Origin of the sequence: Bacillus sp. TH22 (assembly GCF_016651015.1) — a bacterium.
Classification (GTDB): Bacteria; Bacillota; Bacilli; order Bacillales; family Bacillaceae_G; genus Bacillus_A; species Bacillus_A mycoides.
Genome location: NZ_JAEKER010000001.1, coordinates 2,956,470 through 2,981,086, shown reverse-complemented (window position 1 = coordinate 2,981,086; position 24,617 = coordinate 2,956,470). Strand labels below are relative to the sequence as shown.

Sequence of the window (24,617 nt, the reverse complement as noted above, 5' to 3'; positions counted from 1 at the left end):
AGGGAAATGTGGCTAGGATAGTGAATAAGCAAAAGAGTTGCAAATTTTTTTAATACGTATATAATTAAAGTCAAAGATAGTCAAAGTCAATAAAGGTGGCGGATAAATGAGAAATATATCTGATATCATTGAGAAATATCTAAAGCAAGTTATTGACTTAAGCAATAATAATGCGATTGAAATCAAGAGGAATGAGGTCGCTGATCGATTCGATTGTGTGCCGTCTCAAATCAACTATGTAATCAATACCCGTTTTACGTTAGAAAGAGGATTCGTAGTAGAAAGTAAACGAGGTGGAGGAGGTTACATTCGCATTATAAAAGTCAAACTGCATGATGATATAGACATTATTGATCAAATGCTTCATATGATTGATCATAGCGTTGCACAAGGAAATGCAGAAAGCATGATTATACGTTTAATAGAAGAGGGTATTATAACAAATCGTGAAGCTAAACTTATGTTAAGCGTACTAGATCGTTCTGTATTATTAATGGATGTTCCTTCTCGAGATGAACTTAGGGCTCGAATATTATGCGCAATGTTAAGAACACTGAAATATAAATAAATATAACTTTTGTTAAGAATGATAGCTAAGATAATGCAGTTTAATATTGTAGGGATTTTGAAAGATGACATGTGCTTTTACTAAATGGATTAAGGAAAGAGAACAATCTAGTAATGTATGAAAAGTATCATGAGATAGATCGTTCCTGTTGTAAAGGTGGGGGATAGCGATGACTTGTCAAAACTGTAATATAAGACCAGCAACTTTACATTATACAAAAGTAATCAACGGAAAAAAGGCGGAAGTTCATCTTTGCGAGCAATGTGCAGAACAAAGTGGCTATACGTCTTTCTTTCAATCACCGCAGTCTAATTTTTCATTCCATGACCTATTAGCCGGATTATTGCATAGTGAACCGGCAATGTTTGAAGAAGGGCAAGATGCATTTTCAAATACAAATATATCAAGATGTCCGAATTGTAAGATGACATATGAACAATTTACAAAAGTGGGACGCTTTGGATGTGCTTCTTGTTACGATACATTTAAGGGGCATTTAAAACCGTTGTTAAAACGTCTTCACGGTGGGCATACGGATCATTGTGGAAAAATTCCTGAACTTATAGAAGGAAATATCTACTTAAAGAAAGAATTAGATGAACTAAAACTCAATCTGAAACAATATGTACAGAAAGAGGAATTTGAGAAAGCGGCTGAAGTACGAGATAAAATTCGAGGTCTTGTAAATCAGCTTAGTGAGCATAGAGAGGGGGAATAGTTCTATGTCACTGGACAGAATCATGAATGAAGCGATTAGTCCATGGATGAAGGGAGATGGCCCTGATTCTGATATTGTTTTAAGTAGTCGAATTCGTTTGGCTCGTAATTTTAAAAAATATCAATTCTCTACTATGCAAAACGAGGAAGAAGCTAAGCAGATTCATGAGTTATTTAAGAAGAAGTTTATAAAAAAAACTGTAGAACCTTTTGGGGAGTTTGAACTATTAAAAATGAATGAATTAAATCCTCTTCAAAGGAGAGTTTTAGTTGAGAAGCATTTAATTAGTCCAAATCTTGCAGGAACAGAATACGGAGCATGCCTACTATCAGAAAGTGAACATATAAGTATCATGCTTAATGAAGAGGATCATGTTAGGATTCAGTGCCTATTTTCAGGTTTACAGTTATCAGAGGCGCTTCAAAGTGCCAATCAAATAGATAATTGGATCGAGGAGCAGGTTGAATATGCTTTTGATGAATCGCTTGGATATATTACGAGTTGCCCCACTAACGTCGGTACAGGATTAAGGGCTTCGGTAATGATTCATTTGCCGGGACTGGTTTTAACGAAAAGAATTAACCGTATTATACAAGTAATTCAAAAATTAGGGTTAGTAGTAAGAGGAATATACGGTGAAGGTAGCGAAGCGTTAGGTAATATATTTCAAGTGTCAAATCAAATGACACTAGGGAAATCAGAAGAAGATATTATTGCAGATTTAAAGAGTGTCATTCAACAAATCATCCATCAAGAAAAAACGGCTAGAGAATTAATTGTACAAAATTCAAGCATTGAGCTTGAAGATAAAGTATATCGTTCTTACGGAATACTAGCTAACAGTCGTTTAATTCAATCTGCAGAAGCAGCCACTTGTTTATCAGATGTACGGCTTGGTATTGACTTAGGATATATACAAGGTATATCGAGAAATATTTTAACTGAGTTAATGGTTCTTACTCAGCCAGGCATTTTGCAACAATATGCAGGAGGACCTTTAGGACCAGAAGAAAGAGATTATCGAAGAGCAACCTTAATCCGTGAGCGATTACGAATTGAACAAAATTAAGCGCAAGTAGGAGGCGATTTCTATGATGTTTGGAAGATTTACAGAACGAGCACAGAAAGTATTAGCTTTATCTCAAGAGGAAGCAATTCGCATTGGGCATAATAATATTGGAACAGAACATATTTTACTTGGGCTTGTACGCGAAGGTGAAGGAATTGCAGCAAAAGCGTTAATTGCTCTTGGATTAAGTCCAGAGAAAGTTCAAAAAGAGGTAGAAGCATTAATTGGACGTGGAACAGAAGCTTCTCAAACAGTACATTACACACCTCGTGCTAAAAAAGTTATTGAGTTGTCTATGGACGAAGCTCGTAAGCTAGGCCATTCCTACGTTGGAACAGAACATATTTTACTTGGTTTAATCCGTGAAGGTGAAGGTGTAGCAGCACGCGTTTTAAATAATTTAGGTGTAAGCCTAAATAAAGCAAGACAACAAGTGTTACAACTCCTTGGAAGTAATGAAGCTAGTTCAGGTCACCAGGGTGGTTCATCAACAAATGCGAATACACCTACACTTGACAGTCTAGCACGTGATTTAACAGTTGTTGCACGTGAAAATCGTTTAGATCCTGTTATTGGACGTAGTAAAGAAATTCAACGTGTAATTGAAGTGTTAAGCCGTAGAACAAAAAACAATCCAGTATTAATTGGAGAACCTGGTGTAGGTAAGACAGCAATTGCGGAAGGATTAGCACAGCAAATTGTAAATAATGAAGTTCCTGAAACTTTAAGAGATAAGCGTGTTATGACATTAGATATGGGTACAGTTGTTGCTGGAACAAAATATCGTGGTGAATTTGAGGATCGTTTAAAGAAAGTGATGGATGAGATTCGCCAAGCTGGTAACATCATTCTATTTATTGATGAGCTTCATACGTTAATTGGTGCAGGCGGGGCGGAAGGTGCAATTGATGCATCGAATATTTTAAAACCATCTTTAGCACGTGGTGAATTACAATGTATTGGTGCAACAACTTTAGACGAATATCGTAAATATATTGAAAAGGATGCGGCATTAGAAAGACGTTTCCAACCAATTCATGTTGATGAACCAAACTTAGAAGAATCAGTTCAAATTTTAAAAGGTTTACGTGACCGTTATGAGGCGCATCACCGCGTATCTATTACAGATGATGCAATCGATGCGGCTGTAAAACTTTCAGATCGTTACATTACAGACCGTTTTTTACCTGATAAAGCAATCGATTTAATTGATGAGGCTGCATCAAAAGTGCGCTTACGTTCTTATACAACACCGCCAAACTTAAAAGAGCTTGAAGTGAAGCTTGAGGAAATTAGAAAAGAAAAAGATGCAGCTGTACAAAGCCAAGAATTTGAAAAAGCTGCTTCCTTACGTGATATGGAACAACGTTTACGTGAAAAGTTAGAAGATACAAAGCGTCAGTGGAAAGAGAAACAAGGACAAGAAAACTCAGAAGTAACAGTAGAAGATATTGCAAATGTCGTTTCCACATGGACACGTATTCCAGTTTCTAAACTTGCACAAACAGAGACAGATAAATTATTAAACTTGGAATCAATTTTACATGATCGTTTAATTGGGCAGGATGAAGCAGTTGTAGCTGTGGCAAAAGCTGTTCGTCGTGCGAGAGCGGGATTAAAAGATCCGAAACGTCCAATTGGCTCATTTATTTTCCTAGGACCTACTGGTGTAGGTAAAACGGAACTAGCAAGGGCATTAGCAGAATCTATGTTCGGTGATGAGGATGCAATGATCCGCATCGATATGTCTGAGTACATGGAAAAGCATTCTACTTCTCGTTTAGTTGGATCTCCTCCAGGATATGTTGGATATGAAGAAGGTGGACAATTAACAGAGAAAGTTCGTCGTAAGCCATATTCAGTTGTCTTATTAGATGAAGTAGAGAAAGCTCATCCTGATGTGTTTAATATTTTACTACAAGTATTAGAAGATGGCCGTTTAACAGATTCTAAAGGACGTACAGTTGATTTCCGTAATACAATTGTTATTATGACGTCTAATGTTGGTGCAGACGCATTAAAACGTAATAAACATCTTGGATTTAACGTACAAGATGAGAGCCGTGATTATTCAGATATGAAAGGTAAAGTAATGGATGAATTGAAAAAAGCATTTCGTCCAGAATTCTTAAACCGTATTGATGAAATTATCGTGTTCCATATGCTTGAGAAAAAACATATTCAAGAAATTGTAACTCTTATGGTGAATCAGTTAGTGAAACGCTTAAAAGAACAAGAGATTGAATTGCACTTAACAGAAGGAGCAATTTCAGCAATTGCTGATAAAGGATTTGATCGAGAGTACGGTGCTCGTCCGCTTCGTAGAGCAATTCAAAAACATGTAGAAGATAGACTATCAGAAGAACTGTTAAAAGGTGCTATTGAGAAAGGACAAAAAGTTATCTTTGATATAGAAGGAGAATCATTTGTCATTCATAGTGCGGAAAAGGTAAAATAAGTATAGACAAACAAAGAGGGCTACGCGATAGCCCTCTTTCTTGTACGAGAAGGATAAACGTTTGTAGATGAAAGTGAAGTGAACTATAAAAGATATGGCTAAAAAGAAAACAAAATTTACATGTCAAGAATGTGGTTATCAGTCGCCAAAATATATGGGGAAATGTCCTGGATGTGGTCAATGGAATACGCTTGTTGAAGAGATGGAACCAGTTGTATCATCAAGACGCCTTAATTATGCCAATGCAATTCAATCAGAAGTAACAAAACCAAGACGCTTAACAGAGGTAGAAACAAAGTCTGAGGCGCGTATTGAAACGAAATTTCAAGAGTTTAACCGTGTACTTGGTGGCGGGATTGTAGATGGATCTTTAGTACTTATTGGTGGAGACCCTGGGATTGGGAAATCAACATTGTTATTACAAATTTCATCGCAATTAGCAGATTCTTTATATGATGTACTATACATATCAGGTGAGGAGTCAGCAAAGCAGATCAAACTGCGTGCAGATCGTTTGCATGTAAAGGGTAGTAATCTATTTGTTGTAGCAGAGACTGATTTACAGAGAATTGCAGCGCACATTGAAGAGATGAATCCAGCTTTTGTTGTTATTGACTCCATTCAGACGATACATTTACCTGAAGTGACGTCAGCCCCAGGGAGTGTAACGCAAGTACGTGAATGTACAGCGGAATTAATGAAACTTGCAAAGACGAAAGGGATTCCTATTTTTATCGTCGGACATGTGACAAAAGAAGGGGCAATTGCAGGACCACGTATGCTAGAACATATGGTTGATGCAGTTCTTTACTTTGAAGGAGATCGTCACCATACATATCGTATTTTGCGAGCTGTGAAGAACCGTTTTGGTTCCACAAATGAAATGGGTATCTTTGAAATGAAGGAACTAGGTCTTGCAGAAGTACTAAATCCTTCTGAAATTTTCCTTGAGGAACGTCCGGTTGGAGTTGCAGGATCCACAGTGGTTGCTTCAATGGAAGGAACAAGGCCGGTTTTAGTAGAAATACAAGCATTAATCTCCCCTACTAGTTTTGGAAATCCTCGAAGAATGGCGACGGGAATTGATCATAACCGCGTTTCACTTATTATGGCAGTGCTAGAAAAAAGAACAGGTTTATTGTTGCAAAATCAAGACGCATATTTAAAAGTTGCGGGTGGCTTGAAATTAGATGAACCAGCAATCGATTTAGCTGTCGCCTTAAGTATTGCTTCAAGTTTCAGAGATAAAGCTACTGCACCAGCCGATGCGGTAATAGGAGAAGTAGGCCTAACTGGAGAAATAAGAAGAGTATCAAGAATTGAACAACGTGTACAAGAAGCAGCGAAATTAGGATTTCAACGTGCTATTATTCCTAGAAAAAATTTGGGAGGATGGACAATTCCAGATGGGATTGAGGTAGTAGGTGTTTCTAATTTAGGAGAAGCGCTTCGTTTGACATTAGGAGGCTAGGCTATGGAGGAAAACAAGCAACGTGTCAAAAGTATGATTAATATTCTACAGCTTGTTGCCCCAGGAACACCACTACGCGAAGGGATAGATAACGTACTTCGTGCGCAAACTGGAGGGCTAATTGTTCTTGGGTATAATGAGCAGATTAAAAGTATTGTTGATGGAGGATTTCACATTAATTGTGCATTCTCACCGGCTAGTTTATATGAATTAGCAAAAATGGATGGGGCACTTATTTTAAATGAAACTGGGAGCAAAATTTTAATTGCAAATGCACAATTAGTTCCAGATCCATCCATTGATTCTATTGAAACAGGTATGCGTCACCGAACGGCAGAGCGTGTAGCAAAGCAGACGGCTAGCCTTGTTGTGGCTATTTCACAAAGACGTAACGTAATTACACTATATCAAGGGAACTTACGTTATACACTAAAAGATATAGGTGTAATTTTAACAAAGGCAAACCAAGCTATTCAAACGTTAGAAAAATATAAAGCTGTATGGAATGATGGGATTACGAATTTGGGCATTCTAGAATTTGAAGAGGTCGTTACAATGTCCGAGGTAGTTCACGTTTTACATAGTGTTGAAATGGTACTGCGTATTAAAAATGAAATAGTAAGCTACATTCATGAGTTAGGAACGGAAGGAAGGTTAATTCGTTTACAACTTACAGAATTACTAGCCGACTTAGAAGCAGAGGCAGCGTTATTAATTAAGGATTATTATCAAGAAAAAACGCAGGATCACCATCAAATTTTGAAAAAGTTACAAGATCTTGCAAATACACAGCTTTTAGAGGATAGCGATTTAGTTAAATTGCTCGGCTATCCAGGGCAAATGAGCTTAGAAGAAAGCGTGACACCGAGGGGATACCGAATCGCAAGCAAAATTTCTCGTGTTCCACCACTTATCATTGAAAATTTAATTAATCGATTTAAAACATTGCAAGGTGTTTGTCGTGCAACTATTAATGAATTGGATGATGTGGAAGGAATTGGGGAAGTTAGGGCGAAGAAAATACGAGAGGGCCTAAAAAGAATTCAAGAGCATCTCTATATGAGTAGACACAATTAAGAATATTACATTGATTCCATAATATAACGACACTAGAACATTTTTGTTATATGATATGGTATATTGGTAAATAAAACTATTTACAAAAAAACACGTCCGCTTTTGCATTCGGCGTTTTGATTAGCAAAACAATGGTTAATAATGAGTAGGAGGTGGTTGGATGTTAAAAAGGATCGTACAGCTCTTCTTTTTAGTGATCGGGGGAGCGTTAGGGATTTTTCTAATCCCAAAAGTTATTAATGTATTGGACGTTGGTGCTGTTCCTTTGCTTGAGGGATCGTACGTTCGTGCAATTATTGGTGCAATTATTTTATTTTTAACAACATTTTGGCTTGTGGATTATATTGTTCAACTTATTAAACATATCGAAGAAGCCCTTGTAAAGGCACCGGTAGCGGATGTTTTATTTGGTACATTAGGGTTGATCTCTGGTCTTATTGTTGCATATTTAATTTTGATACCAATTCGTGAATTCACGATTCCAGTCATTAGTACAGTATTACAAGTGTTCTTTACTCTTTTACTTGGTTATTTAGGATTCCAAGTAGGATTTAAAAAGAGAAATGAATTGCTAGGATTATTTACATTACCCCAGCGTGGAGGTAAGAAGAAAAACAATAGCGAGAACGAAGAGGTAGAGGTAGAAAAATCTACAACTCATTGGAAAATTCTCGATACAAGCGTAATTATTGATGGACGTATTGCGGATATTTGCCAAACGAAGTTTTTAGAAGGAACAATTGTGATTCCACAATTCGTATTAGAAGAGCTTCAGCATATTGCCGATTCTTCTGATGCTTTAAAGCGTAATCGTGGTCGCAGAGGATTAGATATTTTAAATCGTATTCAAAAAGAGCTACCAATTCCGGTGGAAATTTATGAAGGCGATTTTGAGGATATCCAAGAGGTGGATAGCAAGCTTGTAAAGTTAGCTAAAATCACTGGTGGAACTGTTGTAACAAATGATTTCAACTTAAACAAAGTTTCTGAATTACAAGGAGTAACAGTATTAAACATTAACGATTTAGCAAATGCAATTAAACCAGTCGTACTCCCTGGCGAAGAATTAAGTGTTTATGTTGTGAAAGATGGTAAAGAACAAAATCAAGGTGTGGCATATTTAGATGATGGCACGATGATTGTAGTAGAAGACGGTAGAGAATATGTCGGTTCGCAACTTAATGTACTAGTTACAAGTGTGTTGCAAACATCGGCTGGTCGTATGATTTTCGCAAAACGTAAATTATTAGAAAAAGCATTATAAGTAGAGGATTATTAATATGTATACGTTAATTATTCCAGCAGCGGGTCAAGGGAAACGGATGGGTGCTGGCAAAAACAAGTTGTTCTTACTTATAAATGGAGTACCTATCATTGTGCATACATTACGTGCTTTTGAAAAAGATAAAGCATGTAAACGTATTATCATGGCAATTAACGAAGAGGAACGCCCTTATTTTGAGGAGTTAATGCAGAAGTACCCGGTTGAAAAGCAGGTGCAATTTATTCAAGGCGGGGCCGAAAGACAAGATAGTGTGTATAATGCGCTTCAGTATGTGAGTGGTGTTGAATATGTTCTCGTACACGATGGTGCGCGCCCGTTCGTAACGAATAAGATGATGCAAGATGTATTAACTGCAGCAGAGAAATATGGTGCTTCCATTTGTGCGGTGCCAGTGAAGGATACCATTAAGAAAGTAGAACAGGGTGTTGTTGTTGAAACGGTAGAACGTTCTCAGCTTAAAGCGGTTCAAACACCGCAAGGATTTTCTGTTCCTCTTTTATTAGAAGCTCATAGAAGTGCAAAGCAAAGTTATTTTCTTGGTACAGATGACGCAAGTCTCGTAGAACGTGTAGGGAAGAAAGTAGGCGTAGTAGAGGGGAGTTACTATAATATTAAAGTGACGACTCCAGAGGACTTACTAATTGCTGAAAGTTTCCTTCATGTTCAGAAGAAATAGAAGTGATGGTATTATAGTAAAGAAAAGCTCGGCAGTTGCCGGGCTTTTCTTTATAGAGATAGCAATATAATATAGAATTCATAAAGTAGTTTAGATTGAGGAGGATGTAAAGAATGTTTCGAATTGGACAAGGTTTTGATGTACATGAATTTGCGGAAGGTAGACCGTTAATTATCGGTGGAATTACAATTCCTCATGAAAAAGGATTAATCGGTCACTCGGATGCAGATGTATTGTTACATACGATTGCTGACGCATGTCTAGGAGCAATTGCAGCAGGAGATATTGGAAAACATTTTTCCGATACAGATCCTGCCTTCAAAGATGCGGATTCAGCTGTATTGTTACAAAAGGTTTGGGAATTTGTGCGTGAACAAGGTTATGAGCTAGGGAACCTAGATTGTACAATTATTGCCCAAAAGCCAAAAATGGCACCGCATATTGAAAGCATGCGTAAACGCATTAGTGAACTATTAGAAACGTCTATTTATAATATTAATGTAAAGGCAACAACAACAGAAAAATTAGGATTTACAGGTAGAGAAGAAGGGATTGCTTCTCAAGCGGTTGTTTTATTACAGAAAAAATAGTGGTTTTTAATTCGTAAGATGGATAATCACGTTTTTTTGGTGTACAATTATAGAATGTGTTGACATTAAGATTGGAAGGTGTACCAACTATGGAAAAGCAAGTGAGAGTGCGCTATGCGCCAAGTCCAACAGGACACTTACATATCGGAAATGCGCGTACGGCATTATTTAATTATTTATTTGCTCGTCATCAAGATGGTAAGTTTATTATTCGTATTGAAGATACTGATGTGAAACGTAATGTTGCTGGTGGAGAAGAAAGCCAATTAAAATACTTGAAATGGCTCGGTATGGACTGGGATGAAGGTGTTGATGTTGGTGGTGAATTTGGACCATATCGTCAAACAGAGCGTTTAGATATTTATAAAAAATTATATAAAGATTTATTAGAGCGTGATTTAGCTTACAAATGTTATATGACAGAAGAAGAGCTAGAAGCAGAGCGTGAAGGTCAAATCGCTCGTGGTGAAACACCGCGTTATGCAGGAAACCACCGTGATTTAACTGAGGAGCAAATTAAAGGATTTGAGGCTGAAGGCCGTATTCCAAGTATTCGCTTCCGTGTGCCGGCTGATAGCGACTACACGTTTAAAGATCTCGTAAAAGATGAAGTTGCATTCCATTCAAATGATTTTGGTGATTTCGTTATCGTGAAAAAAGATGGAATTCCAACTTATAACTTTGCGGTAGCGGTAGATGATCACTTAATGGAGATTACACACGTACTTCGTGGTGATGATCATATTTCAAACACGCCAAAACAAATGATGATTTACGAAGCTTTCGGTTGGGATATCCCGAAGTTCGGTCATATGACTTTAATTGTAAACGAAAGCCGTAAAAAGCTAAGTAAGCGTGACGAATCTATTATTCAATTTATTGAGCAATATAAAGAGCTTGGATATCTTCCAGAAGCAATCTTTAACTTTATTGCATTACTAGGCTGGTCACCAGTAGGTGAAGAAGAAGTCTTCTCTCAAGATGAGTTCATCAAAATGTTTGATGCAGCTCGTTTATCAAAATCACCTGCATTATTTGATTCCCAAAAACTAAAATGGATGAACAACCAATATATGAAAAAACAAGATTTAGATACGGTTGTTGAACTAAGCTTACCGCATTTAGTGAAAGCGGGTCGCGTAGGTGAAAACTTAAGTGAACAAGAACAAGCGTGGGTTCGTGATGTAATTGCTTTATATCATGACCAAATGAGCTTTGGAGCTGAAATTGTAGAGCTTTCTGAAATGTTCTTTAAAGATCATGTTGATCATGAAGAAGAGGGACAAGAAGTATTGAAAGGTGAACAAGTACCTGAAGTACTTCGTGCATTTGCCGATCAATTAGAAGCTTTAGAAGCAATGGAGCCAGCGGCAGTTAAGGCGGCTATTAAAGCAGTTCAAAAAGAAACAGGACATAAAGGTAAAAACCTATTTATGCCAATCCGTGTTGCTACTACTGGACAAACACATGGTCCAGAGCTTCCTAACGCTATTGCTCTTCTTGGAAAAGAAAAAGTTTTAAATCGTATTCAAAAAGTAATTGGTTAACATTTTCTAGGTTTAGCAATATAATAAGTATATCTAAAATCTAATAAGGAAAAGCGACGAGAAGGAGAAGTAGAAAATCAGGCTTTTTACAGAGAGAACCACCCTTAGGCTGGAAGTGGTTTATAAGCGGATTTTTGAAATGCCCCTTCGAGTCTTCTGTTGAACAGCGAAGTATTTCGCGGAACGTCTTAGGGCGCAAAGTAAACAGAAGCGGTGTAAACCGTTATCATGGATGAGTTTGAGGCTTCTTTAGCCTAAACAGAGTGGAACCGCGCTTATAAGGCGTCTCTGTCTATATGACAGAGGCGTCTTTTTTTTATACCATGTAAATGGTGTGAGTATAAGTTTTATCCCCTTGTATAAAGATTTAGGGGGAAGTGGGGAGTTAGTTCACTCGAAAAAAGCAGCCCATAAAGGGGAGGGAACATCGATGTTTAAGAGGCTTCGGGAAGATATTGAAGTCGTTTTTGAACAGGATCCAGCGGCAAGAAGTTATTTCGAAGTCATTTTAACTTACTCTGGATTACATGCAGTTTGGGCCCATCGAATTGCACATGCTTTTTATAAAAGGAATTTTTTCTTTATGGCACGTTGGATTTCGCAAGTTAGCCGTTTTTTTACTGGCATTGAGATTCATCCAGGAGCAACTATTGGTCGTCGTTTTTTCATTGATCATGGAATGGGGGTTGTAATTGGAGAAACGTGTGAAATTGGCGAAAACGTAACAATTTATCAAGGTGTCACATTAGGTGGTACAGGTAAAGAAAAAGGAAAGAGGCACCCTACAATTCAGGATAATGTATTAATTGCAACAGGTGCTAAAGTACTAGGTTCTATTACTATTGGAGAGAATTCTAAAATTGGAGCAGGATCTGTCGTGTTAAAGGAAGTTCCTGCGCATTCTACAGTTGTAGGTATACCTGGCCGAGTCGTTATTCAAAATGGAGTAAAAATTGGTCAAGAATTAAATCATTCTGATCTTCCGGATCCGATTTTTGATAAATTAAAGGTTATGGAAGTAGAACTTGATAAATTGAGAAAGCAACTTGAAGTAAAGGTAGGAAGGAAGGATAAAAATGACTATTCACATTTATAATACGTTAACGCGTCAAAAAGAAGAGTTTATGCCATTAGAAGAAAATAAGGTAAAGATGTATGTGTGCGGACCTACAGTGTATAACTACATTCACATTGGGAATGCAAGACCACCTATGGTGTTTGATACAGTACGTCGTTACTTAGAATATAAAGGATATGATGTGCAGTATGTATCTAACTTTACTGACGTGGATGATAAATTAATTAAGGCGGCAAACGAATTAGGTGAAGATGTGCCAACAATTGCAGATCGTTTTGTTGAAGCTTACTTTGAAGATGTAACGGCACTAGGTTGCAAACATGCAACGGTTCATCCACGTGTAACGGAAAATATGGATATCATTATTGAATTTATTCAAGAACTTGTGAATAAAGGGTATGCATATGAATCAGAAGGTGATGTGTACTTTAAAACGAAAGAATTCGAAGGTTACGGTAAATTATCACATCAACCGATTGCAGACTTACGTCACGGTGCACGTATTGAAGTAGGAGAAAAGAAACAAGACCCTCTTGATTTTGCTTTATGGAAAGCTGCGAAAGAAGGAGAAATCTTCTGGGAAAGCCCTTGGGGGAAAGGACGCCCAGGGTGGCATATTGAATGCTCAGCAATGGCGCGTAAATATTTAGGGGATACAATTGATATTCATGCTGGTGGTCAAGATTTAGCATTTCCTCATCATGAAAATGAAATTGCGCAGTCTGAGGCGTTGACAGGAAAAACATTTGCACGTTATTGGATGCATAACGGATATATTAATATTAATAACGAGAAGATGTCTAAGTCGCTTGGAAACTTCATTTTAGTTCACGATATCATTAAACAATATGATCCACAGTTAATCAGGTTCTTTATGCTATCGGTACATTACCGTCACCCAATTAACTTTAGCGAGGATTTATTGCAAAGTACTAATAATGGACTAGAAAGAATTAAAACAGCTTACGGTAACTTAAAGCATCGTATGGAAAGTAGTACGGATTTAACGGACCATAATGAAAAATGGTTAGCTGAAATGGAAAAGTTCCAGGTTGCATTCGAAGAAGCGATGGATGATGATTTCAATACGGCTAATGCGATTACTGAATTATATAACGTAGCAAATCACGCAAATCAATATTTGTTAGAAGAACATACTTCTAAAGTTGTAATTGAAGCGTATGTAAAACAACTTGAAACATTATTTAGTATTTTAGGATTAGAATTAGCACAAGAAGAGTTGCTTGATGAAGAAATTGAAGCACTAATCCAAAAGCGTATTGAAGCTCGTCAAAATCGTGACTTCGCACTATCTGATCAAATTCGTGATGATTTAAAAGGACGTAATATTATTTTAGAAGATACCGCTCAAGGTACAAGATGGAAAAGAGGATAAGAATGATTGATGCAAAGCAATTGAACAGCTTAGCTTTAGCATATATGGGTGATGCGGTATATGAGCAATATATCCGCTATCACCTCCTTCAAAAGGGGACAGTTCGCCCTAATCAATTACATCGCTTAGGGACGGGCTTTGTTTCGGCAAAAGCACAGGCGAAAGTTGTTTATCATTTATTAGAAACGGCATTTTTGACAGAAGAGGAAGAGGCGGTATTAAGAAGAGGGCGTAATGCGAATTCGGGTACTGTTCCAAAAAATACAGATGTACAAACATATCGACACAGTACAGCCTTTGAAGCACTAATCGGTTATCATCACTTGTTGAATAATCGTGAAAGATTGGACGAGATTGTATATAAGGCGATTGACGTTTTGGAAGAAAAGGAAGGGAGCACATCATCATGAGTAGTGAATATATTATCGGACGTAACCCTGTAATTGAAGCTTTAAGAGCGGGGAGAGATATTAATAAAATTTTGGTAGCGGAAGGTGCTGCCAAAGGACAAGTGCAAATTGTACTAGCATTAGCAAAAGAGAATAAGGTTATTTTGCAACACGCACCAAAGAAGAAATTAGATCAATTGGTTGAGGGTAATCATCAAGGTGTAATTGCTCAAGTAGCTGCATATCAATATGCTGAGTTAGAGGATTTGTTTAAATTAGCAGAAAAACGCAATGAAGATCCGTTCTTCTTGATTTTAGATGAAATTGAAGACCCGCATAACTTAGGCTCTATTATGCGTACTGCGGATGCAACAGGGGCTCATGGGGTTATTATTCCAAAAAGAAGAGCTGTGGGGCTTACAGCGTCAGTTGCGAAAGCGTCGACTGGGGCAATTGAATATATTCCTGTTGCACGTGTAACAAATTTATCGCGTACAATTGATGAATTAAAAGAACGTGGACTTTGGATTGCTGGTACAGATGCCAAAGGGAAAACAGATTACCGTAATTTAGATGGTAATATGCCAATCGGACTAGTAATTGGTAGTGAAGGAAAAGGTATGAGTCGTATTATTGGTGAAAAGTGTGATTTCCTAATTACTTTACCGATGGTCGGTAAAGTTACATCCTTAAATGCTTCAGTAGCCGCAAGTTTGTTAATGTATGAGGTATATCGTAAACGTCACGAAATTGGTAAATAAAAAATGAACGATATTTTAATCGTTGACGGTTACAACATTATCGGGGCTTGGGGAGACTTGAAGAAACTGCGGGATGTAGATTTACAGTCATCAAGAGACGCACTTATTGATAAGATGGCGGATTATCAAGGGTATACAGGCACAAAGGTAATGATTGTCTTTGATGCCTATACAGTCTATGGTATTGAAAAAAAGATGAAACAATCACGGGTGGAAGTAATATTCACGAGAAAAAATCAAACTGCAGATGAAAAGATAGAACAACTTGCGATTGAGCTTAGAAATATAAATACACAAATATACGTTGCAACTTCGGATTATACGGAGCAATGGATTATATTTGCGCAAGGTGCACTTCGAAAATCTGCGCGTGAATTAGAGTTAGAAGTGCAAGCGATGGAACAACAAGTAAGAAGGTGTACAAAAGACACGAAAGAAAAGCAACCCGCCATGCGAAAGATATTTAGTGAAGATATTACAGAAAAATTAGAAAAATTAAGAAGAGGAGAGCGTTGAAGCATTGACGCTCTTTATCTTTTTACTGTATAATATTGCTAAATATATAGCGGTCGGAGGGATCAGGGTGGAAGCAGGCTTCGTAAGTGTAGGCGACGTTACATTTCGTGATTTAGAGGATGAGGCAATCGTTGAGTTAGTTCGAAAAGGTAATACTGACGCTCTAGAATATTTAATTCACAAATATAAGAACTTTGTTCGCGCGAAATCAAGATCTTATTTCTTAGTTGGTGCCGATCGAGAAGATATTGTTCAAGAAGGCATGATTGGATTGTTTAAAGCTATTCGTGATTATAAAGGGGACAAGCTGTCTTCGTTCAAAGCATTTGCTGAACTGTGTATCACTCGACAAATTATTACCGCTATTAAAACAGCAACAAGGCAAAAACATATTCCGTTAAATTCGTATGTGTCTTTAGATAAGCCAATTTACGATGAGGAATCTGATCGAACATTATTAGATGTTATTTCGGAATCGAAAGTAACTGATCCAGAAGAGATGATTATAAGTCAGGAAGAATATACAGACATAGAATCTAAAATATCTGAATTATTAAGCGATTTAGAAAGAAAAGTGCTCTCTTTATACTTAGATGGTCGTTCCTATCAAGAAATTTCAGAACAGTTAAACAGGCACGTGAAATCTATTGATAACGCATTGCAGCGTGTAAAAAGGAAATTAGAAAGATATATGGAGATGAGAGAGAGCACAACTTTAAATTCATAGCAAGTGCCGCAGGTGTAAAATAATTCACCTGTTTTCTTTTTGTTAAGAGAGTGAAAGTCATGACATTGACATTGTCTTTTGTTGTATGATACATTTTTAGGGACAATGTTACAAGGTTGGTGTAACTAATGAGGAAAAAAGTTGTACTCTCATGTGAAGAGTGTAAAAATCGAAACTACTCTACGATGAAAGATACGAGCTCAGTAGAGCGACTTGAGATAAAGAAGTTTTGTAAAACATGCAATAAGCATACAGTTCACAAAGAAACAAAATAAATAATTGAAATAATAAACTGGAGGTCCCGTAGATGCGTTTAACGAACTTTTTCGGCGATGTAGGTCGCGAAATGAAAAAAGTAAGTTGGCCTAAAAAAGATGAATTACTCCGATCAACAACGACTGTTATCGCGACAGTTGTGTTCTTTGCGATTTTCTTCGCAGTGGTTGATATGGGCATTTCTTCTTTAATTCGGTTAATTCTTGGTTAATTCTTGAATAAGAAGCACTTATCCATGATATAATGTTATTTATAAGAACTGTGTAAAAGCCCGGTGAACGGGTTTTTTCATTTGCGCAAAAAAATGTACGTCAGGGAGGGAAGGACGCTCGTCCTAAATGAATGGAAAAAAGTTGGTATGTTGTCCATACTTATTCTGGATATGAAAATAAAGTAAAAGCAAACCTAGAGAAACGTGTAGAATCAATGGGTATGCAAGATAAAATTTTCCGTGTTGTTGTCCCGGAAGAAGTAGAAGTAGAAATGAAAAATGGTAAAGAAAAAATAACGAAAAGAAAAGTGTTCCCAGGTTACGTATTAGTAGAACTAATCATGACTGATGATTCTTGGTATGTTGTTCGTAATACGCCAGGTGTAACAGGCTTTGTCGGTTCTTCTGGTTCAGGATCTAAACCATCGCCTCTATTAGAAGAGGAAGTTGTTACCATCATGAAGCATATGGGAATGGACAATGAAGTGGTTGATTTCGAATTTGAACTTCATGAAACAGTGCGTGTAAATGAGGGGCCATTCGCGGATTATACAGGTGCGATTGAAGAAATTGATGTGGAAAAGAAAAAAGTTAGCGTGCTTGTAGACATGTTCGGTCGCGAGACTCCGGTTGAACTTGATTTCCATCAAATTGAAAAATTATAAAATGAAACTTGAAATGAATTGTAAAAAGTGATAATATCTTTTAAGTCAGTACGTCTTCGGTAACGGAGACGTTTTTTGAAAAAGATTTTATCATTATGATAAAATATGAAGTGGGAGGGCAAATCACTGCCCAATTGACCACATCACGGACTTAAGGAGGTGTGTCTCGTGGCTAAAAAGGTAATTAAAATGGTAAAACTTCAGATTCCTGCAGGTAAAGCTAATCCAGCTCCGCCGGTTGGTCCAGCATTAGGACAAGCAGGTGTTAACATCATGGGCTTCTGTAAAGAGTTTAACGCTCGTACAGCTGATCAAGCTGGTCTTATCATCCCTGTTGAAATTACGGTATTTGAGGACCGTTCATTCACTTTCATTACTAAAACTCCTCCTGCTGCTGTTCTTCTTAAGAAAGTAGCTGGTATTGAGTCTGGTTCTGGTGAACCAAACCGTAATAAAGTGGCAACTGTTAAGCGTGATAAAGTACGCGAAATCGCTGAAACTAAAATGCCTGACCTAAACGCTGCTAGCGTAGAAGCTGCAATGCGTATGGTTGAAGGTACTGCGCGCAGTATGGGCATCGTTATCGAAGACTAATTCGATTTGTTTTTTGTAAAAAAGGTTGCGGGTCTGGAATTCCAATTCGCAACCTTTATTATCGTAAATGATCATCATTTTTAAATAAATGGATGGGCGCACATCCTCGGGGGTTCCCGGAATGAAGGCGTAAACGTGGGAGGTTATTCCGCTAAAACCACATTCAAGGAGGAAACAAACATGGCTAAAAGAGGTAAAAAGTACGTTGAAGCTGCGAAGCTTGTTGATCGTGCATCTGCTTACTCTGCAACAGAAGCAGTAGAATTAGTAAAGAAAACAAACACAGCTAAATTTGATGCAACTGTAGAAGCTGCATTCCGTTTAGGTGTTGACCCTAAGAAAGCTGACCAACAAATTCGTGGTGCAGTTGTTCTTCCACACGGTACTGGTAAAGTGCAACGTGTATTAGTGTTTGCTAAAGGCGAAAAAGCAAAAGAAGCTGAAGCTGCTGGCGCTGAATTCGTAGGCGATGCTGATTACATCGGTAAAATCCAAAAAGGTTGGTTTGATTTCGATGTAGTAGTAGCAACTCCTGACATGATGGGTGAAGTTGGTAAACTTGGTCGTGTATTAGGACCTAAAGGTTTAATGCCAAACCCTAAAACTGGAACAGTTACTTTCGATGTAACTAAAGCTGTTAACGAAATCAAAGCTGGTAAAGTTGAATACCGCGTTGATAAAGCTGGTAACATCCACGTTCCAATCGGTAAAGTATCTTTCGAAGATGCTAAATTAGTAGAAAACTTCAAAACAATTGCTGACACGCTACAAAAAGCTAAGCCAGCTGCTGCAAAAGGTACTTACATGAAGAACGCAACTGTTGCTTCTACAATGGGACCTGGCGTACGCGTAGACGTTTCTACACTTGCGTAAAAATTGGAAGTTGACTTCATAAAGAAGTTTTAATATAATCATTTATGTTGTGAATTTTAATAGTGTACCGTAGACAGTAGGAGTCGATTCGACTTAATTTCCTACCTAGGTGTTAATATACGAAGCGGAATCTTTTTTCTGTGACTATATGCCTCCATGTCTACAAGTTGGGCATGGAGGTTTTTAGTGCACTTTCGGTACATCTTCTATATAATCTACAGGAGGTGTAATAACATGAGCAAAGTAATCGAAACTAAACAACAAGTTGTAACTGAAATCGCTGAAAAACTTCGCGCCAGTAAATCTACAATTGTTGTTGACTACCGTGGTTTAACAGTTTCTGAAGCAACAGAATTACGTAAAAACTTACGTGAAGCTGGCGTTGAGTTCAAAGTTTACAAAAACTCTTTAACTCGTCGTGCTGCAGAGTCTGCTGAAATGGCTGAGTTAAACGAATTCTTAACAGGACCAAACGCAATCGCGTTCAGTAACGAGGATGTAGTTGCTCCTGCGAAAGTATTAAACGACTTCGCTAAAAATCATGAAGCTTTAGAAATTAAAGCGGGCGTAATCGAAGGTAAACTTGTAACACTTGATGAGGTTAAAGCTATCGCTACTCTTCCATCACGTGAAGGCTTACTTTCTATGCTTCTTAGCGTTCTTCAAGCTCCAATCCGTAACCTTGCACTTGCTACTAAAGCAGTTGCAGATCAAAAGGAAGAGCAAGGCGCTTAATTTTTTAAAAGATAATTACTTGTTATCTATAAAACAATACAAACCTATTTAAGGGAGGATATTTACAATGACTAAAGAACAAATCATTGAAGCAGTTAAATCTATGACTGTATTAGAACTTAACGACTTAGTAAAAGCTATCGAGGAAGAATTCGGCGTAACTGCTGCTGCTCCTGTAGCTGTAGCTGGTGGCGCTGGTGAAGCTGCTGCTGAGCAAACTGAATTTGACGTAGTACTTGCAAGTGCTGGCGCTCAAAAAATCAAAGTTATCAAAGCTGTACGTGAAATCACTGGTCTTGGCTTAAAAGAAGCTAAAGAATTAGTTGACAACACTCCAAAAGCAATCAAAGAAGGCGTTACTAAAGAGGAAGCTGAAGAAATGAAAGCTAAACTTGAAGAAGTTGGCGCTGCTGTAGAAGTTAAGTAATTAACTTTTGGTGCTTTAAAAAAAGCTCGCTCTTATGCGAGCTTTTTTTTTAACTGTAAAGAAAAGAGGTGGCCATATGGCAGACCATTATTTTTCTAACGACCCTTCTAGTAAAAGTGATCGAAAACGATGGGAAGTTACACTTCGTGAATCTCGATTTACTTTTTTATCTGACCATGGGGTGTTCTCGAAAAACGAAGTGGACTTTGGTTCTCGTCTTTTAATTGAAGCGTTTCAAATGCCAGATGTTAAAGGTAATGTGTTAGACGTAGGATGTGGGTACGGTCCAATCGGTTTGTCGTTAGCGAAAGAGTTTCAAAAACGTGAAATTCACATGGTGGATGTGAATGAAAGGGCCTTGGGACTTGCAAAAGAAAATGCCGCTAATAACAGAATTGAAAATATACGTATTTTGCAAAGTAGTGTCTATGAAAATGTAGATGGCAAGTATGCTGTTATTCTATCTAATCCTCCAATTCGTGCTGGTAAAGATATCGTGCATGAGATTTTAGAAAAGGCTGTGGAGTATTTAGTTTCAGGTGGAGAATTGTGGATTGTTATTCAAAAGAAACAAGGTGCGCCATCTGCGATGAAAAAACTAGAAGAAGTATTTTCTGAAGTTGAAGTTGTAGAAAAGAAAAAAGGATATTATATCATAAAATCAAAAAAGCGTTGACGGTTATTTTTGGCTATGTTAACATTATACAATGCCAATATATGATTTTCTGCGTTGAGAAAGATGTATATTTTTGCTTCTCTTGGAAAAGATAGTAAAATCAGCAGATTATGAAACAGAATGATGGTTTTCTTATAGAAGCCATTTTTCTTTTTTGAGCAGGTAGAAAGACTCAACGTATCTATCTTTAAGAGAAAAAAACTACGCTAATAGCAGTAGTTGTATTTATTTGTGATTTTGCACAAATTTTTTTGTGCATTTATAATACTCATGATTTGAGGGGTGAAGCAGTTGACAGGTCAACTAGTTCAATACGGACGCCACCGCCAACGAAGAAGTTATGCCCGTATTAGTGAAGTATTAGAGTTACCAAATCTTATCGAAATTCAAACCTCTTCTTATCAGTGGTTTCTTGATGAGGGTTTGCGAGAAATGTTCCAAGACATTTCTCCGATCGAAGACTTTACGGGAAATCTATCGCTTGAATTTATCGACTACAGCTTGGGTGAACCTAAATACTCTGTAGAAGAATGCAAAGAGCGTGATGTGACGTATGCAGCACCACTTCGTGTAAAAGTGCGTCTAATCAACAAGGAAACTGGTGAAGTAAAAGAACAAGATGTGTTCATGGGAGATTTCCCACTCATGACAGAGACTGGAACATTCGTAATTAACGGTGCAGAACGTGTTATCGTTTCCCAGTTAGTTCGCTCTCCAAGCGTATACTATAGTGGCAAAGTGGATAAAAACGGAAAACGTGGTTTTACTGCTACTGTAATTCCAAACCGCGGAGCTTGGTTAGAGTATGAAACAGATGCTAAGGATGTTGTATATGTGCGTATTGACCGTACGCGTAAACTTCCTGTAACTGTTTTGTTACGCGCATTAGGGTTTGGCTCTGATCAAGAAATCACCGAGCTTTTAGGTGATAACGAATACTTAAGCAATACGTTAGAAAAAGACAACACAGATAGCACAGAGAAAGCATTGCTTGAAATTTATGAGCGTCTACGCCCTGGTGAACCACCAACAGTAGAAAATGCAAAGAGCTTACTTGTGTCTCGTTTCTTTGATCCGAAGCGCTACGATTTAGCAAATGTAGGTCGCTATAAGATCAACAAAAAGCTACACATTAAAAACAGATTGTTTAACCAACGTTTAGCTGAAACACTGGTGGATCCAGAAACTGGTGAAATTTTAGCGGCAGAAGGAACAGTCTTAGATCGTCGTACACTGGATCGCATTCTACCTTACTTAGAGAAAAACATTGGATTCAAAACAGCGAAACCAATGGGTGGAGTGGTAGCAGGCGATGTTGAGCTGCAATCTATTAAGATTTATGCTCCAGAATCAGAAGGCGAACGATCTATAAACGTAATTGGGAATGCAAATATTACTCGTGATATAAAACACATCACACCAGGTGATATTCTTGCTTCTATTAGCTACTTCTTTAACTTGCTATATAAAGTAGGGGATACAGATGATATTGACCACTTAGGGAATCGTCGTCTGCGTTCTGTAGGAGAGTTACTACAAAACCAATTCCGTATCGGTCTTTCTCGTATGGAACGTGTTGTTCGTGAGAGAATGTCGATTCAAGATACAAATGCAATTACACCACAAGCGTTAATTAACATTCGCCCGGTTATTGCATCTATTAAAGAGTTCTTCGGAAGTTCTCAGTTATCTCAGTTCATGGATCAAACAAACCCATTAGCAGAGTTAACTCACAAACGAAGACTATCTGCATTAGGACCCGGTGGTTTAACGCGTGAGCGCGCAGGCTTTGAAGTACGTGACGTTCACTACTCTCACTATGGTCGTATGTGTCCAATTGAAACGCCAGAGGGACCAAACATCGGTTTGATTAACTCATTATCTTCGTTTGCGAAAGTAAATGAGTTTGGTTTCATTGAAACGCCATACCGTCGTGTTGACCCAGAAACTGGTCTTGTAACAGGGCAGGTTGATTATTTAACAGCAGATGAAGAAGATAACTATGTTGTAGCCCAAGCGAATATGAAATTATCTGAAGTAGGGGAATTCCTTGATGAAGATATCGTAGCTCGTTTCCGTGGTGAAAACATTGTCACAAATAAAGAACGCATCGACTACATGGATGTATCTCCAAAACAAGTAGTGTCGGCAGCGACAGCTTGTATTCCGTTCTTAGAAAACGATGACTCTAACCGCGCACTTATGGGAGCGAACATGCAACGTCAGGCGGTTCCGTTAATAAATCCGGAATCTCCGATTGTAGGTACAGGTATGGAGTACGTATCAGCAAAAGACTCAGGTGCTGCAGTAATCTGTAAACAGCCTGGTGTTGTTGAGCGCGTAGAAGCACGTGAAGTTTGGGTACGTCGCTATGTAGACGTTGACGGTCAAACAGTAAAAGGCGACTTAGATCGCTACAAAATGCAAAAATTCATTCGTTCTAACCAAGGAACTTGCTACAACCAACGTCCAATCGTAAGTGTTGGAGACCAAGTTGTAAAAGGTGAAATCCTTGCGGATGGTCCTTCTATGGAACTAGGTGAACTGGCGCTTGGACGTAACGTGCTTGTTGGCTTTATGACATGGGACGGTTATAACTATGAGGATGCGATCATCATGAGTGAGCGCCTTGTAAAAGATGATGTGTACACTTCTATCCATATTGAAGAATATGAATCAGAAGCTCGTGATACGAAGCTTGGACCAGAAGAAATTACACGTGATATCCCGAATGTTGGAGAAGATGCACTTCGTAATCTTGACGAGCGCGGTATTATTCGCGTCGGTGCTGAAGTAAAAGATGGAGATCTACTTGTTGGTAAAGTAACGCCAAAAGGTGTAACAGAATTAACGGCAGAAGAACGTCTATTACATGCAATCTTCGGTGAAAAAGCACGTGAAGTACGTGATACATCACTACGTGTACCACACGGTGGTGGCGGTATTATCTTAGACGTAAAAGTGTTTAACCGTGAAGATGGCGATGAATTGCCACCAGGCGTGAATCAACTTGTACGTGCATATATCGTTCAAAAGCGTAAAATTTCTGAAGGTGACAAAATGGCCGGTCGTCATGGTAACAAAGGTGTTATCTCCCGTATTTTACCGGAAGAAGATATGCCTTACTTACCAGATGGTACGCCAATCGATATCATGTTAAACCCATTAGGGGTACCATCTCGTATGAATATCGGTCAGGTATTAGAGCTTCATCTTGGTATGGCAGCAAGATACCTTGGTATTCACATTGCAACACCGGTATTCGATGGTGCTCGTGAGGAAGATGTATGGGGCACAATTGAAGAAGCTGGTATGGCAAATGACGCGAAAACAATCCTGTATGACGGACGTACTGGTGAGCCATTCGATAACCGTGTATCTGTTGGTGTCATGTATATGATCAAACTTGCGCACATGGTTGACGATAAACTTCATGCTCGTTCTACTGGACCATACTCACTTGTAACGCAGCAACCTCTTGGAGGTAAAGCTCAGTTCGGTGGACAGCGTTTCGGTGAGATGGAGGTTTGGGCACTTGAAGCTTATGGTGCTGCTTATACTCTTCAAGAAATCTTAACAGTGAAGTCTGATGATGTTATTGGACGTGTTAAGACGTATGAAGCAATTGTTAAAGGTGAAAATGTTCCAGAACCAGGCGTTCCTGAATCATTCAAAGTATTGATTAAAGAACTGCAAAGTTTAGGTATGGACGTTAAAATGATGTCTATCAACGATACAGAAATTGAAATGCGTGATACGGAAGATGACGATGATCATCAATCAGCAGATAAATTGAATGTTGAAGTTGAGACAACTAAGGAATAATTGGGATAA

At 38.1% G+C, this 24,617-nt stretch carries 25 protein-coding genes and 2 other annotated features; all 25 genes read left to right on the top strand.

Annotation, left to right across the window (positions count from 1 at the left end):
* Positions 1-106 precede the first annotated feature (106 nt).
* The 25 genes from ctsR to rpoB all read left to right on the top strand — a co-directional run bounded on the left by ctsR (position 107) and on the right by rpoB (position 24,608).
* Positions 107-568: a transcriptional regulator CtsR gene (gene ctsR / locus JFU18_RS15110; protein ID WP_002029353.1), complete on the top strand. Its 462-nt coding sequence runs from the start codon at positions 107-109 to the stop codon at positions 566-568.
* 169 nt (positions 569-737) lie between these two features.
* Positions 738-1,286 (top strand): protein-arginine kinase activator protein McsA, encoded by a 549-nt coding sequence (mcsA, locus tag JFU18_RS15105; protein WP_085308579.1) that lies wholly within the window; start codon positions 738-740, stop codon positions 1,284-1,286.
* Positions 1,287-1,290: 4 nt separating this feature from the next.
* Positions 1,291-2,355: a protein-arginine kinase McsB gene (gene mcsB / locus JFU18_RS15100; RefSeq protein ID WP_002167152.1), complete on the top strand. Its 1,065-nt coding sequence runs from the start codon at positions 1,291-1,293 to the stop codon at positions 2,353-2,355.
* A gap of 22 nt (positions 2,356-2,377) precedes the next feature.
* Positions 2,378-4,813 (top strand): ATP-dependent protease ATP-binding subunit ClpC, encoded by a 2,436-nt coding sequence (clpC, locus tag JFU18_RS15095; protein ID WP_002009819.1) that lies wholly within the window; start codon positions 2,378-2,380, stop codon positions 4,811-4,813.
* 94 nt (positions 4,814-4,907) lie between these two features.
* On the top strand, positions 4,908-6,284 hold the full coding sequence (radA, locus tag JFU18_RS15090) for a DNA repair protein RadA (protein WP_002169331.1): 1,377 nt from the start codon (positions 4,908-4,910) through the stop codon (positions 6,282-6,284).
* Between the two features lie 3 nt (positions 6,285-6,287).
* Positions 6,288-7,361, top strand: a complete 1,074-nt coding sequence (gene disA, locus JFU18_RS15085) for a DNA integrity scanning diadenylate cyclase DisA (protein ID WP_000392162.1) — start codon at positions 6,288-6,290, stop codon at positions 7,359-7,361.
* 160 nt (positions 7,362-7,521) lie between these two features.
* A complete protein-coding gene (locus JFU18_RS15080) occupies positions 7,522-8,625 on the top strand; it encodes a PIN/TRAM domain-containing protein (RefSeq protein ID WP_002063406.1) in 1,104 nt (367 codons plus the stop codon).
* A gap of 16 nt (positions 8,626-8,641) precedes the next feature.
* On the top strand, positions 8,642-9,322 hold the full coding sequence (gene ispD, locus JFU18_RS15075) for a 2-C-methyl-D-erythritol 4-phosphate cytidylyltransferase (protein WP_201032301.1): 681 nt from the start codon (positions 8,642-8,644) through the stop codon (positions 9,320-9,322).
* Between the two features lie 113 nt (positions 9,323-9,435).
* A complete protein-coding gene (gene ispF, locus JFU18_RS15070; protein ID WP_201033559.1) occupies positions 9,436-9,912 on the top strand; it encodes a 2-C-methyl-D-erythritol 2,4-cyclodiphosphate synthase in 477 nt (158 codons plus the stop codon).
* Between the two features lie 89 nt (positions 9,913-10,001).
* Complete coding sequence (gene gltX, locus JFU18_RS15065; RefSeq protein WP_002091496.1) at positions 10,002-11,459, top strand: glutamate--tRNA ligase; 1,458 nt, start codon at positions 10,002-10,004, stop codon at positions 11,457-11,459.
* 47 nt (positions 11,460-11,506) lie between these two features.
* Positions 11,507-11,752, top strand: a binding site (T-box leader).
* A 137-nt stretch (positions 11,753-11,889) separates the two neighbouring features.
* A complete protein-coding gene (gene cysE / locus JFU18_RS15060) occupies positions 11,890-12,555 on the top strand; it encodes a serine O-acetyltransferase (protein WP_002091498.1) in 666 nt (221 codons plus the stop codon).
* Positions 12,536-13,933 carry a cysteine--tRNA ligase gene (cysS, locus tag JFU18_RS15055; RefSeq protein WP_002091500.1) on the top strand — a complete coding sequence of 466 codons (1,398 nt, stop codon included), beginning with the start codon at positions 12,536-12,538 and terminating at the stop codon, positions 13,931-13,933. Before cysE ends, cysS begins: the two co-directional genes overlap by 20 nt.
* 2 nt (positions 13,934-13,935) lie before the next feature.
* Positions 13,936-14,343, top strand: coding sequence for a Mini-ribonuclease 3 (locus JFU18_RS15050; protein WP_002009804.1), 408 nt, complete (start codon positions 13,936-13,938; stop codon positions 14,341-14,343).
* Positions 14,340-15,083, top strand: a complete 744-nt coding sequence (gene rlmB / locus JFU18_RS15045; RefSeq protein ID WP_002091503.1) for a 23S rRNA (guanosine(2251)-2'-O)-methyltransferase RlmB — start codon at positions 14,340-14,342, stop codon at positions 15,081-15,083. The genes JFU18_RS15050 and rlmB overlap by 4 nt, the downstream gene beginning before the upstream one ends.
* Before the next feature lie 3 nt (positions 15,084-15,086).
* Positions 15,087-15,599: an NYN domain-containing protein gene (locus JFU18_RS15040; protein WP_002009801.1), complete on the top strand. Its 513-nt coding sequence runs from the start codon at positions 15,087-15,089 to the stop codon at positions 15,597-15,599.
* A gap of 67 nt (positions 15,600-15,666) precedes the next feature.
* Positions 15,667-16,326, top strand: coding sequence for an RNA polymerase factor sigma-70 (locus JFU18_RS15035; protein WP_002009799.1), 660 nt, complete (start codon positions 15,667-15,669; stop codon positions 16,324-16,326).
* 128 nt (positions 16,327-16,454) lie between these two features.
* Positions 16,455-16,601, top strand: coding sequence for a 50S ribosomal protein L33 (gene rpmG, locus JFU18_RS15030; RefSeq protein WP_012260172.1), 147 nt, complete (start codon positions 16,455-16,457; stop codon positions 16,599-16,601).
* Between the two features lie 32 nt (positions 16,602-16,633).
* Complete coding sequence (gene secE, locus JFU18_RS15025; protein WP_002009797.1) at positions 16,634-16,813, top strand: preprotein translocase subunit SecE; 180 nt, start codon at positions 16,634-16,636, stop codon at positions 16,811-16,813.
* 131 nt (positions 16,814-16,944) lie between these two features.
* Positions 16,945-17,478 (top strand): transcription termination/antitermination protein NusG, encoded by a 534-nt coding sequence (gene nusG / locus JFU18_RS15020; RefSeq protein WP_002009795.1) that lies wholly within the window; start codon positions 16,945-16,947, stop codon positions 17,476-17,478.
* A gap of 168 nt (positions 17,479-17,646) precedes the next feature.
* Positions 17,647-18,072 carry a 50S ribosomal protein L11 gene (rplK, locus tag JFU18_RS15015; RefSeq protein WP_001085872.1) on the top strand — a complete coding sequence of 142 codons (426 nt, stop codon included), beginning with the start codon at positions 17,647-17,649 and terminating at the stop codon, positions 18,070-18,072.
* A gap of 180 nt (positions 18,073-18,252) precedes the next feature.
* Complete coding sequence (gene rplA / locus JFU18_RS15010; RefSeq protein ID WP_002009792.1) at positions 18,253-18,945, top strand: 50S ribosomal protein L1; 693 nt, start codon at positions 18,253-18,255, stop codon at positions 18,943-18,945.
* 49 nt (positions 18,946-18,994) lie between these two features.
* Positions 18,995-19,140: a sequence feature (ribosomal protein L10 leader region), on the top strand.
* 39 nt (positions 19,141-19,179) lie between these two features.
* Complete coding sequence (gene rplJ, locus JFU18_RS15005; RefSeq protein ID WP_002009790.1) at positions 19,180-19,680, top strand: 50S ribosomal protein L10; 501 nt, start codon at positions 19,180-19,182, stop codon at positions 19,678-19,680.
* Between the two features lie 67 nt (positions 19,681-19,747).
* The gene (gene rplL, locus JFU18_RS15000) at positions 19,748-20,107 is read left to right on the top strand and encodes a 50S ribosomal protein L7/L12 (protein ID WP_002009788.1); all 360 of its coding nucleotides are present in this window, start codon (positions 19,748-19,750) and stop codon (positions 20,105-20,107) included.
* Between the two features lie 76 nt (positions 20,108-20,183).
* Positions 20,184-20,783: a class I SAM-dependent methyltransferase gene (locus JFU18_RS14995; protein WP_201032303.1), complete on the top strand. Its 600-nt coding sequence runs from the start codon at positions 20,184-20,186 to the stop codon at positions 20,781-20,783.
* A 291-nt stretch (positions 20,784-21,074) separates the two neighbouring features.
* Positions 21,075-24,608, top strand: coding sequence for a DNA-directed RNA polymerase subunit beta (gene rpoB / locus JFU18_RS14990; RefSeq protein ID WP_002113316.1), 3,534 nt, complete (start codon positions 21,075-21,077; stop codon positions 24,606-24,608).
* Positions 24,609-24,617 lie beyond the last annotated feature (9 nt).